The organism is Enterobacter hormaechei subsp. xiangfangensis (assembly GCF_001729785.1).
GTDB classification, from domain to species: domain Bacteria; phylum Pseudomonadota; class Gammaproteobacteria; order Enterobacterales; family Enterobacteriaceae; genus Enterobacter; species Enterobacter hormaechei_C.
Genome location: NZ_CP017183.1, coordinates 1267344 through 1279295, shown reverse-complemented (window position 1 = coordinate 1279295; position 11952 = coordinate 1267344). Strand labels below are relative to the sequence as shown.

Below are 11952 nucleotides of genomic sequence, written 5' to 3'. Positions count from 1 at the left end.
CGCTTAGCGCGCTGGCGTCAGCGAGATAATCTGGAAACCGTCACCCGCACGCTGAAGCGTGAAGGTCACCTCATCCCCCGGTTTGGCGCCATTCAGCGTAGCGCCGGCAGATAAAGTAAACGGCATGGTCATTGCTGGCCATTTTAGTTCCGGTATGGCCTCGTGCCGGAGCATGACGGCGCTGTCAGAGATCGACTGAACCACGCCGCGGCCCTGCCAGGTCTGGTTTGCCTGAACGGTATAAGAAGCGAAAGAGACGGACGCGCCAACCAGCGCGGAAAGGAATACGGTACGCATGATAAAACTCCTGTTAAACGTTAAGTAAATAAAATCAACGAATTAACAGGTTTTTACTCCCGAAACCGGCAATAGCGGATCGTTGCCGGCGGCCCCACAGCAGGAGGGGTAACGGACCACGCAGAATGGCTTGCAGACGAGCACTCTGGCGGAGTTAAGGTCAGGGTCATGGCGGCAGGCAGCGCCACCAGATGCGGCTGGGCAGGATCTTTTTGTACCTGATCCGGCACACAATGTTTTTCACACAGCGGTGAAGCACCGGCAGCATAATGCGGCCCCGGTTGCGCCATCATCTCCATATGCTGGATGGTGGCCACCTCGCCGCGCAAATCCATTGAACATTGATGGGACGCGACGGCCACCTGAGTCTGGATCAACAGCCAGCCAAACGCCAGCAAAAACATCAGCAGATGTTTTTTGATAAAGCGCAGGCGATATGTCCAGCTGGCGTACATATTGAGATCGTCGGACAGGAGAAAGTGAACCGAGTATAAGCAGGCAAAAGAATGAAAGAGAAGTGGTTTTAAAGAGATTTACGTTTTAAATCGATTGTCGGCAAGTAATACTCAAAACCTTAACACTTCACCATCAATTTAATGACATATAATATCTATTCATCAGGTCAATAACGTCTTAATATAAATGACGCAGGGTTAGCAAAAATATCGTCATCAGTGCCTTTAGTAGTCTCTTTCTTGATTTTAATCAGCAAGGACTGGACATTTATTCGGCACATTTCAGCTTCTTTTTTATTGATTATTTGTCTCTCGGGCAGCAAGGAAACAGGGGAAATCATGCTTACTTTTCTCGAACTCCTCATTGGAGTCGTGGTCATTGTCGGTGTAGCACGCTACATCATTAAAGGTTACTCAGCCACCGGCGTGCTATTTGTCGGCGGCCTGACGCTGCTGATCATTAGCGCGCTAATGGGTCATCAGGTTTTACCCGCCAGCGAAGCCAGTACCGGATATACCGCTACCGATATTGTGGAATATATAAAAATTCTGCTAATGAGCCGCGGCGGCGATCTGGGCATGATGATCATGATGCTCTGCGGATTTGCTGCCTATATGACCCATATCGGCGCGAATGATATGGTGGTAAAGCTGGCTTCTAAGCCGCTGCAATATATTAACTCCCCCTATCTGCTGATGGTCGCGGCCTATTTCCTGGCCTGTCTGATGTCATTAGCCGTTTCCTCAGCAACGGGCCTTGGCGTGCTGTTAATGGCAACTTTATTCCCGGTAATGGTTAACGTCGGGATCAGCCGTGGTGCAGCGGCGGCTATTTGCGCCTCTCCGGCGGCGATTATTCTCTCCCCTACTTCCGGTGACGTAGTGCTGGCCGCGAAAGCCGCGGAAATGTCGCTAATTGACTTCGCCTTCAAAACCACACTGCCGATCTCCATCACCGCTATTCTCGGCATGGGCGTGGCGCATTTCTTCTGGCAGCGCTATCTCGATAAGAAAGAGAACGTCAGCCACGAAATGATGGACGTCAGCGAAATCACCACTACCGCCCCGGCGTTTTATTCCATCCTGCCCTTCACGCCGATTATTGGCGTGCTTATTTTCGACGGCAAATGGGGCCCGCAGCTGCACATCATCACTATCCTGGTGATCTGTATGCTGCTGGCGGCCATCCTGGAGTTCGTTCGTGGTTTTAACACCCAGAAAGTGTTCACGGGTCTGGAAGTAGCCTTCCGCGGTATGGCGGATGCCTTCGCGGGCGTGGTGATGCTGCTGGTTGCCGCGGGGGTGTTTGCCCAGGGGCTGAGCACCATCGGCTTTATTCAGAGCCTGATCTCTATCGCCACCTCGTTCGGCTCGGCCAGCATTATCCTGATGCTGGTGCTGGTGGTGCTGACCATGCTGGCGGCGATGACCACCGGCTCCGGTAACGCGCCGTTCTACGCCTTTGTTGAGATGATCCCTAAGCTGGCACACTCCTCCGGCATCAACCCGGCTTACCTGTCCATTCCAATGCTTCAGGCCTCCAACCTGGGTCGTACCATTTCTCCGGTATCGGGCGTGGTGGTTGCGGTTGCGGGGATGGCGAAAATCTCTCCGTTTGAAGTGGTAAAACGCACGTCAGTGCCGGTGCTGGTTGGCCTGATTATCGTTATTATCGCCACCGAAGTACTGGTTCCCGGCGCTGCCTAAGCGAAATTCCTGATTTCCAAAAAGCGCCTGCGGGCGCTTTTTGTGCTTTAATAACCCCCAGAAATTAATCGCGCCCAACCAATCAGGAAAGCAAATGTTCAGGAAGGATATCGTTATCCCGTCTGGCGCAGTAGCGCTTGCACTCTGTGTCTTCTCAATTCAGGCAGATCCGCTTAAGCCAACCCAGTACGGCGATTTCGATCGCTACGTTCTGGCCCTTTCCTGGCAAACCGGATTTTGCCAGAGCATGGTCGAACGTAACCGTGACGAACCGGAAGAGTGTCGCCTGCAAAAAGAGAGCAGCAACAAAACCGATTTTCTGACCGTCCACGGCTTATGGCCAGCATTGCCGAAATCGATTGCCGCTCGCGGAGTGGATGAACGCCGCTGGATGCGCTTCGGCTGCGCCACTCGTCCGGTTCCGAATATGCCGGAAGCAAAAGCCAGCCGCAAATGTGACGCCGCAGAGACCGGACTATCGCTAACGGGCGCGGCGAAGCTGAACAGCGTGATGCCCGGCGCGGGCGGCAACTCCTGCCTTGAACGTTATGAATACGCGAAACACGGCGTCTGCTTTGGTTTTGATCCCGACGCTTACTTCGGCACCATGGTGCGCATGAACCAGGAAGTGAAGCACAGCGCGGCAGGAAAATTTCTGGCGGAAAACTATGGCAAAAGCGTCCGCCGCAGCGACTTCGATGCAGCCGTGGCCAAAAGCTGGGGAAAACAGAGTGTAAAAGCGTTCAAGCTTACCTGCCACGGCAATCCGGCTTATCTGACCGAAATGCAGATCTCGCTGAACGCCAGCACCATCAACAACCCACTCTCTGCCGGCTCCTTTGCGCCACAGCCGCATCCGGGCAACTGCGGCAAACAGTTTGTCATTGATAAAGCCGGTTACTGATGCTGCGCCGGGCAACTTTTTGCCCGGTTTTTCATCGGCTTCCGTGATATGACGATTAACCTCACACTTCCGCTCACACGCATCATTTTTCCAGCAAAAGCATTATTAATCCGGTAAACATCACTGAAACCTCCCCGTCATAATCGTGGCGTTATCTACAGGAGGAATTTCACATGGCTAAAAAACTGATTGCACTGTGCGCCTGCCCGATGGGCCTGGCACATACCTTCATGGCAGCCCAGGCGCTGGAAGACGCGGCGACGGAAGCCGGTTATGAGGTAAAAATTGAAACCCAGGGCGCGGACGGGATCCAGAATCGCCTGACCCCGCAGGATATTGCCGACGCTGACATTATCATCCACGCCATCGCGATCACCCCGGAAGACAATGAACGCTTCGAAACGCGCGACGTGTATGAGATTACGCTTCAGGACGCCATTAAAAACGCGGCAGGCACCCTGAAAGAGATCGAAGAGATGATTGCAGCAGAACAATAATAATCTTCACATCCAGGGGTTTTCGTCATGGCTATTAAAAAACGCAGCGCGGTTCGCCCGGACAGTCACGAGGGTGACACACTTGCCATCAAATCCGCACCGGTTGCCGCCGGTGCGTCTTTCTGGAAAGAGCTTCCACAGCACATTATGTCGGGGATATCCCGCATGGTGCCAACACTTATCATGGGCGGGGTTATCCTCGCCATTTCACAGCTTATCGCCTACGTCTGGCTGGAGATCCCGCCTGACACCGGTATTCTCGACGCGCTTAACTCAGGCAAATTCACCGGTTTCAATCTCTCGCTATTGAAATTTGGCTATCTGACTGAATCGTTCGGCGGGCTGCTGTTCAGCTTCGCCATCCCAATGTTTGCCGCCTTTGTCGCCAACTCTATCGGCGGAAAACTGGCCTTCCCGGCCGGGTTTATCGGTGGCCTTGTCGCCACGCAGCCGACGCTGGTGCTGAACTTTGATGCGGAAAAACTGACCTGGCTTGCCACCAAACCCGTGCCCTCCACGTTTATTGGCGCGCTGATTATCGCCATAGCCGCAGGCTATCTGGTCAAATGGCTGAATAGCCGCATTAACGTTCCACAGTATCTGCTGGCCTTTAAAAGCACCTTTCTGATCCCAATCCTCTCGGCGCTGTTTGTAATGCTGGCGATGTATTACATCATCACGCCGATTGGCGGCTGGCTGAATGCAGGTATGCGGACCGTACTGCTGGCGGCGGGTCAGGCGGGCTCCATGATGTACGCCATCGGGATGGCGGCGGCCACGGCGATTGATCTTGGCGGCCCCATTAACAAAGCGGCGGGATTTGTTGGCCTGGGGCTGACAACCGATCATGTCCTGCCCATCACCTCCCGCGCCGTGGCGATTGTTATTCCGCCCATTGGTCTGGGGCTGGCCACGCTGATTGACCATCGTCTGACCGGCAAACGCCTGTTTAGTCCGCAGCTTTATCCGCAAGGCAAAACGGCCATGTTCCTCGCCTTTATGGGCATCAGTGAAGGGGCCATCCCGTTCCTGCTGGAAAATCCGCTTGCGACGCTGCCGGCGTATATGGCGGGCGCGATCGCCGGTGCAATGACTGCCACCGCGCTCGGTGCCGTGCAGTGGTTCCCTGAATCGGCGATCTGGGCGTGGCCACTGGTCACCAATCTGGGGGCGTACATGCTCAGTATTGTGGTCGGGGCGGCGATCACCGCGCTGTTGGTAGTGATTATTCGTAACAGTCTGCACAAGCGCGGGAAACTCGCTATCAACACGCTGTAACGGGGTGAAACATGGAATTACTGAGAAGGCTTCGTGCCTGGCTGGCTGCGGAAAAACTGGACGGCGTGCTCATCTCTTCGCGCCAGAATAAACAGCCGCACCTGGGCATTTCAACCGGTTCGGGCTATGTACTGGTGACACAAACCGCGGCACATATCCTGGTGGATTTCCGTTACTACAGCGATATCGCTTCACGAGCGGCGGGCTATGAGATGCACCTGCTTAACACGGAGAACCCGCTTGCGCAGGCGGTGAATCAGATTATTGCGAAGGAAGCTCTCACCCGTCTTGGCTTTGAGGGTGAATACGTGAGCTGGCAAACAGGCGTGCTGTGGCGCGATACGCTGAATACCGCCCTTTGCAGCACCTCGCTCGACGCGCTGCGGCAGATAAAAACCGCTGACGAAATCGACCGTATCCGTGCAGCATGCGGCATTGCCGACCGCGCCGCACAGCACATCCGGCGTTTCATTCAGCCCGGTATGCGCGAACGTGAAGTCGCTGCCGAGCTGGAGTGGTTTATGAAGCAGGAGGGTGCGGACAAGCCCTCTTTCGACACCATTGTCGCCAGCGGGCCGCGCGGTGCGCTGCCCCACGGCAAAGCCTCTGACAAAGTGATTATGCCTGGCGAGATGATCACCCTTGATTTCGGCGCCCAACACCAGGGGTATTGCTCGGATATGACAAGGACCTTTCTTGTCGCCGGGCAAAACACGCCGCCGGAGGAACACCCTCTCTATGCGGTGTACCAGATCGTTCTGGCGGCACAACAGGCAGCTATTGATGCCATCCGCCCCGGCGTTTCCTGTCATCAGATCGATAGCGCCGCACGTTCCGTGATTGAACGTGCAGGTTACGGTCCGCAGTTCGGGCATAACACCGGCCATGCCATTGGTATTGATGTTCATGAAAATCCACGTTTTTCCCCTACCGACCGCACCCCGTTGCAGCCCGGCATGGTGCTGACCGTTGAGCCGGGGATCTACCTTGAACACCTGGGCGGGGTACGAATTGAAGATGTGGTGCTGGTGACGGAAACGGGTGCGGAGGTGCTTTATACCTTCGACAAACGGCTATTGCTGACGGGAGAATAAGAGTGGACAGAGATTTACTGCGCGCCCTGAGCGAAGCAGACGCCATTGCGGCCTCAGAGCAAGAGGTGCGCGACATCCTGCTCAGTGAGGCGCAAAAGTACCATAAAGAGGTTCAGTTTGATGGGCTGGGTTCCGTGCTTATCCGCGTCAACCAGAGCCGGGGCCCGAAGGTGATGGTCTGCGCCCATATGGATGAAGTCGGTTTTATGGTGCGTAGCGTCTCGCGCGAAGGGGCCATTGATGTCCTGCCCATCGGCAACGTGCGCATGATGGCCCGTACCCTTCAGCCGGTGCGCATCACCACGCGTAACGGGGAAAAAATACCGGGACTGCTGGATGGGGATCTGAAAGGAGAAAACGTTGACAATTTGCGTGTCGACATTGGCGCGACGTCGGCGGAGGAGGTGTTCGCCGCCGGTATCGACGCAGGCGACCGCGTGACGTTCGATACACCCTTTCAGACCCTTCCCCACAATCGGGTGATGGGTAAAGCCTTCGACGATCGTCTCGGCTGTTACCTGCTGATTGCGCTGCTGCGCGAGCTGCACCAGACGCCGCTCGACTGCGAGCTTTGGCTGGTGGCCAGCTCAAGTGAAGAGGTCGGCCTGCGCGGCGGCCAGACCGCCACGCGCGCCATTCATCCTGATATCGCGCTGGTGCTGGATACCGCCTGCTGGTCAAAAAATTTCGATTATGGCAGCGCCAACCATCGCCAGATCGGTGCGGGCCCGATGCTGGTGCTGTACGACAAAACGCTCATCGCCCCAGCCAAACTGATTGCGCTGGCTGAGACGATCGCGCGATCTCAGGGGATCCCGCTGCAAAAAGACATGTTCAGCAACGGCGGAACGGACGGCGGGGCGATCCATCTCTCCGGCACTGGCGTGCCGACTCTTGTGCTTGGTCCCCCTACCCGACACGGGCACTGCGCGGCATCCATTGCCGACGAAAAAGACATTCATCACACCCAACAACTGCTTGTCGCGCTTGTGGCAGGCATGAACCGTGAGACCGTGGATCATCTGACGGACTTCAGATGCTGATCTCACGCGGCCAGGAGGAAGTATGCTTTCAATTGAATTTTTCTGCCCACTGCCCAACGGCCTGCATGCGCGTCCGGCCTGGGCGTTAAAAGAGCAGTGCAGCGCATGGCGCAGCGATATCCGTTTTATCAACAGAAGGCTTCACACTCATGCGGATGCCAAAAGCTCGCTGGCGCTGATCAGTACCGGTACGCTGTTTAATGACAGCTGCGTGCTGGAAATTAACGGCGGCGACGAGGAGCAGGCCCGACGCGTGCTGGAGGCATATCTCACCGGCGCGTTTATCGACAGCGACAGTATTCCCTCCGGCGACGCGCCGCACGTTGCGCATCCACTGCCCCGCTCGCTCGTAAGGCTTGCTCCCCATCTTCAGCACGGCATTACGCTCGCCAGTGGCATCGGGGCTGGCACTCTGCGAGGCTGGCAGAGCGATAACCTCAAACGTTATTGTCAGATCCCCGCCTCGCCGGAAGATATTACCCGCCTGGAACACAGCCTGGCGACGCTGGCTGAACAGCTCAACCACCGCCTGCGCGGGCTAGACGGCGAGAGTAAAACCATTCTCAGCGCGCATCTTTCACTGATCCAGGATGAGGAGTTTGGCGGCACCATACGCCGACTGATCGCCGAGGAGCGGCTAAGCCTTGCGGAGGCGATCATTCGTAATATGGAGCTGATCTGCGACAAGCTGTCACTCTCCGCCAGCGATTACCTGCGTGAACGCGTCAGCGATATTCGCGACATCAGCGAGCAGCTTCTTAACATTACCTGGCCGGAGTTGCAGCAAACCTCCGCATTCACCCTTAGCGCCCCCACCATTCTGGTAGCGGAAGATCTGACGCCCAGCCAGTTTCTCAGCCTCGACACGCAGTACCTGAAAGGCATGGTGCTTGAAAAAACAGGCCGGACGTCGCATACGCTGATCCTGGCACGCGCGGCCTCCGTGCCTGTGCTGAGTGGTTTAACGGTCGCCTCACTGGCGCCGTTGATGGGAAAAGAGGTCATTCTGGACGGCATCTGTAGCGTGCTGGTCGTTGAACCCAACGACGCGGTGAATGATTACTACAGCGTGGCGCAGCGCCTTGCCGACCGACGCCACCAGCAGCAGATCAAAGATGCGGGTCTTCCAGCGCTCACCCGCGACAACGTACCGGTAGAGATTGCCGCCAACATCGGCAGCGCGCTGGAAGCGCCCGGGGCGTTTACCTGCGGCGCGCAGGGTATCGGGCTGTTTCGCACTGAAATGCTGTATATGGACAGAGACACCGCGCCGGACGAGCAGGAGCAATTCGAAGCCTATCAGCAGGTGCTGCTCTCCGCGCAGGGCAAGCCGGTCATCTTTCGCACAATGGACATCGGCGGCGATAAGCAGATCCCTTACCTGAACATTCCCCAGGAAGAAAACCCGTTCCTCGGCTATCGCGCCGTTCGCATTTATCCCGAATTTGCCGATCTCTTCCGCACCCAACTGCGCGCGATCTTACGCGCAGGCGCAAGCGGCAATGCGCTGTTGATGATCCCGATGGTGCACAGCCTCGATCAGATTTTATGGATCAAACAGGAGCTGCAAAACGTTCGTGACGCCCTGGCCTCACAGGGGTTACGTCACACCGCGCGCCTGCCGCTGGGGATCATGGTTGAAGTGCCTTCAGTCTGCTTTATCATCGATCACTTCTGCGAAGAGGTGGATTTCTTCAGTATCGGCTCGAACGATATGACTCAGTATCTCTACGCTGTCGATCGCAACAACCCGCGCGTGTCGGGGCTGTATAACCCCATCACACCGTCTTTTTTACGCATGGTTCGCCAGATCGTCACCGCAGCGCATCGTCACGGGAAATGGGTCGGCATTTGCGGTGAACTTGGCGGAGAGCAGCGCTACCTCCCTCTTCTGCTTGGGCTGGGCTTAGATGAGTTCAGCATGAGCGGGCCGCGCATCCCTGCGGTAAAAACCCAGTTGCGTCAGCTGGACATGGCGACCTGCCGGGCGCTGGCAGATAAGGCCTGCGACAGCCGCAGCGCAGAGGAGATTGAAGCCCTGCTGGCGGATTTCACACCGGAAGCGCCGCCGCGTCCATTGCTGGCGCTGGAGACTATCGTGGTCAATGAGCCGCTGACCTCAAAAGAGCAGGTGCTTCAGTTCTTATGCGGAAATCTTGCGATTCATGGCAGGACCGAAAACCCGCTCGAGCTTGAAGAAGATCTCTGGCAGCGCGAAGAGATTGTCACTACCGCCGTCGGGTTTGGTGTGGCGATCCCTCACACCAAATCGCAATGGATACGCCATTCCAGCATCAGCATTGCCCGTCTGGACAAGGCGATTGACTGGGAGTCGGATTTGGGCGACGTCGAGCTGGTGATCATGCTGACGCTCGGCGCTCAGGAAGGGATTAATCACGTGAAGGTCTTTTCCCAGCTGGCGCGGAAGCTGGTCAATAAAACATTTCGCGAGTCGCTGTTTGCAGCAACGACGCCGCAAAGTATCCTGGATCTGTTGAACGCTGAAATCACGTTCTGACTGTCACTGAAAGCGTGCGCGATACTCCCCCGGCGTCAGGCCAAACTGGCGCCGGAAAAGACGGCTAAAATAGTCGCTATCGGCATAGCCACAGCGCTTCGCCACTTCCCCCACCGGCAGGTGGTATTTTTGCAGGATGGTTCTCGCCTTCGCCATACGCACCCAACGAACGTAATCCACAAAACTCATCGTCCCCTGTTGAGAGAACAGGCGTGACAGATGGTTAGCCGAAATATTAAACAGCGAAGCGACGCTGTCCCGCGACAAGGATTCAGCATAGTTTTCCTGCACCCAGTTACAAATGCTCTGATAGAGGAAATCCCCGCGCGACACTCCCGGTTCAGGCAGCGACGACACCACTTTACGGCACCAGTGCAGCAGACTCAGCACCAGTGGTTGAATAATAGCCTGGTCCTGCGGGGAAGCGCTCAGGTGCGTCAGGGCCATCAGCATTGCGGCACATTCACCTCGTTCAGGGTGAGGAAGCTCCACGTGTCGCTGCGCAGGCACGGATCGCCCGTGCCGGGTATCATGAAACACCAGCCCCAGCCACGACGGCGCGAAAAGAATGCTCAGCAGCATGACCGGTCGTTCAAACACCGGGACGCTGGCGGCCTGGGCGGGAAGAAACAGCATTTCCCCCTGGTGGAGGGGCTGCTGCCCGGCAACCAGTCTGTTGCCATATTCCCCGCGAAGAACGACGTCAAGCCGTGGCCAGTCGCGGCTCACGCTTCCGACAGCGTCAGACGCGCCACGATGAGCAAACCAGACTCGCCCCAACTGCTGTGGGTTGAGCACCAGGCCGCTCAACAGATCGGCAAAAAACTGCTGATCGGCGGGCAACAGGGTTGCGCGCATATTACCCCCTGCGCGCATCCGGGCGTACCAGGTCGAAGCGATGGCTATCACTGATGGCATAGTAGGCCGTCGGTCCACCCGCACGCAGAATGGGCTGCGCTTTCGCGGTCTGGTAAATCCCCTCTTCCAGCAAACTCTCGGCGATATGGACGCCCACGACTTCGCCGAGCACCAGCCAGGTATCAATCGGTGTCCCATCCGCGCCGGTAAGCTGAATGCACTGTGACAATCGACACTCGAAATTCACCGGGCTTTCCGCCACGCGCGGCGAGCTCACAAGCTGGCTGGCTACGGGCGTCAGGCCGGCAAAGGTAAATTCATCCTCGCCATGAGGGAGCGTGGCGGAGGTTTCATTCATCGCCTCGGCCAGATCGCGCGTTGCGAGGTTCCAGACAAACTCCCCCGTTTCGGTAATATTCCGCAAGCTATCCTTCCAGCCATTGCTGGAAAAACCAATGATCGGTGGGCGATAGTTAAAACAGTTAAAGAAGCTGTACGGGGCAAGGTTCAGTTGACCGGCCTTATCACAGGATGAGATCCAGCCAATCGGACGTGGACCGATAATGGCGTTCAGCGGGTCGTGCGGCAGGCCGTGCCCCTGAGAAGGTTGGTAAAAGTACATATCGCTCTCTCTACGCTGGGGCTGCAACGCGCATTGCCCGGGTTCAGTCTTTCCAGCGTAACGAAATTTCCGTTCAGCGTGAATCGGGACGCCGGGTTTATTGCCAAAAATTCATATGGCGCATGATTGTGACCTTCATCACTTCAAACTTACGGTTTCAGACAGTATCATCAGCTAAGTTAAACCCTCGCTGCCAGACGGCGAGGGTTTTCTTTTGGATTGGTTTCTGCGTTACACGCAGCATTAACGACATGGAGTAAAAATGTCCAGACCTACGATTATCATCAATGAACTCGACGCAGAACGTATTGACCGACTGTTGGAGAAACCAGAATTCGCCTCGCTGCCGGTAGCCGATGCGCTGAACGAAGAGCTAGACCGGGCGCAGATGTGTACGCCTGAGACCATGCCGCATGATGTGGTCACCATGAACAGCCAGGTGAAGTTCCGCAACCTGACCACCGGCGAGGAGCTCACCCGTACGCTGGTCTATCCGGCGCAGATGACCGACAGCAGCACGCAACTGTCGGTGCTGGCACCCGTGGGCGCGGCGCTGCTTGGACTGCGCACAGGCGATACTATCCACTGGGAACTCCCGGGCGGTGCCTCAGCTCACCTGGAAGTGCTTGAGCTGTTCTACCAGCCCGAAGCCGCTGGCGATTACCTGCGTTAATCCCTT

12 protein-coding genes are annotated in these 11952 nt (G+C 56.5%); 8 read left to right on the top strand and 4 right to left on the bottom strand.

Annotation, left to right across the window (positions count from 1 at the left end; genetic code table 11):
* Positions 1–3: 3 nt before the first annotated feature.
* Both BFV63_RS06000 and BFV63_RS05995 read right to left on the bottom strand, forming a co-directional pair.
* A complete protein-coding gene (locus BFV63_RS06000; RefSeq protein ID WP_003858733.1) occupies positions 4–297 on the bottom strand; it encodes a copper-binding protein in 294 nt (97 codons plus the stop codon).
* A gap of 53 nt (positions 298–350) precedes the next feature.
* Positions 351–752, bottom strand: a complete 402-nt coding sequence (locus BFV63_RS05995; RefSeq protein ID WP_032608844.1) for a hypothetical protein — start codon at positions 750–752, stop codon at positions 351–353.
* Positions 753–1091: 339 nt separating this feature from the next.
* On the opposite strand from BFV63_RS05995, the gene dcuC reads away from it, so the two are divergent.
* The 7 genes from dcuC to ptsP all read left to right on the top strand — a co-directional run bounded on the left by dcuC (position 1092) and on the right by ptsP (position 9793).
* Positions 1092–2459, top strand: a complete 1368-nt coding sequence (gene dcuC / locus BFV63_RS05990; protein ID WP_017382481.1) for an anaerobic C4-dicarboxylate transporter DcuC — start codon at positions 1092–1094, stop codon at positions 2457–2459.
* A gap of 94 nt (positions 2460–2553) precedes the next feature.
* Positions 2554–3363: a ribonuclease I gene (gene rna / locus BFV63_RS05985; protein WP_023324308.1), complete on the top strand. Its 810-nt coding sequence runs from the start codon at positions 2554–2556 to the stop codon at positions 3361–3363.
* Positions 3364–3536: 173 nt separating this feature from the next.
* Complete coding sequence (locus tag BFV63_RS05980) at positions 3537–3860, top strand: PTS fructose transporter subunit IIB (protein WP_017382483.1); 324 nt, start codon at positions 3537–3539, stop codon at positions 3858–3860.
* Between the two features lie 27 nt (positions 3861–3887).
* Complete coding sequence (locus BFV63_RS05975) at positions 3888–5138, top strand: PTS fructose transporter subunit IIC (protein WP_023315613.1); 1251 nt, start codon at positions 3888–3890, stop codon at positions 5136–5138.
* Positions 5139–5149: 11 nt separating this feature from the next.
* On the top strand, positions 5150–6232 hold the full coding sequence (gene ypdF, locus BFV63_RS05970) for an aminopeptidase (RefSeq protein WP_057059374.1): 1083 nt from the start codon (positions 5150–5152) through the stop codon (positions 6230–6232).
* 2 nt (positions 6233–6234) lie between these two features.
* On the top strand, positions 6235–7275 hold the full coding sequence (gene ypdE / locus BFV63_RS05965; protein ID WP_022650592.1) for an aminopeptidase: 1041 nt from the start codon (positions 6235–6237) through the stop codon (positions 7273–7275).
* 22 nt (positions 7276–7297) lie between these two features.
* The gene (gene ptsP, locus BFV63_RS05960; RefSeq protein ID WP_048241163.1) at positions 7298–9793 is read left to right on the top strand and encodes a phosphoenolpyruvate--protein phosphotransferase; all 2496 of its coding nucleotides are present in this window, start codon (positions 7298–7300) and stop codon (positions 9791–9793) included.
* 3 nt (positions 9794–9796) lie between these two features.
* On the opposite strand, the gene BFV63_RS05955 is transcribed toward ptsP, so the two are convergent.
* Both BFV63_RS05955 and BFV63_RS05950 read right to left on the bottom strand, forming a co-directional pair.
* Complete coding sequence (locus BFV63_RS05955; RefSeq protein ID WP_045332385.1) at positions 9797–10651, bottom strand: helix-turn-helix domain-containing protein; 855 nt, start codon at positions 10649–10651, stop codon at positions 9797–9799.
* Between the two features lies 1 nt (position 10652).
* Entirely contained in the window at positions 10653–11273 is a 621-nt protein-coding gene (locus BFV63_RS05950; RefSeq protein WP_048241165.1) for a flavin reductase family protein, read from the bottom strand.
* A 262-nt stretch (positions 11274–11535) separates the two neighbouring features.
* Here BFV63_RS05950 and rnk point away from each other — a divergent pair, with 262 nt between their 5' ends.
* A complete protein-coding gene (rnk, locus tag BFV63_RS05945; RefSeq protein ID WP_032608834.1) occupies positions 11536–11946 on the top strand; it encodes a nucleoside diphosphate kinase regulator in 411 nt (136 codons plus the stop codon).
* Positions 11947–11952: the final 6 nt, after the last annotated feature.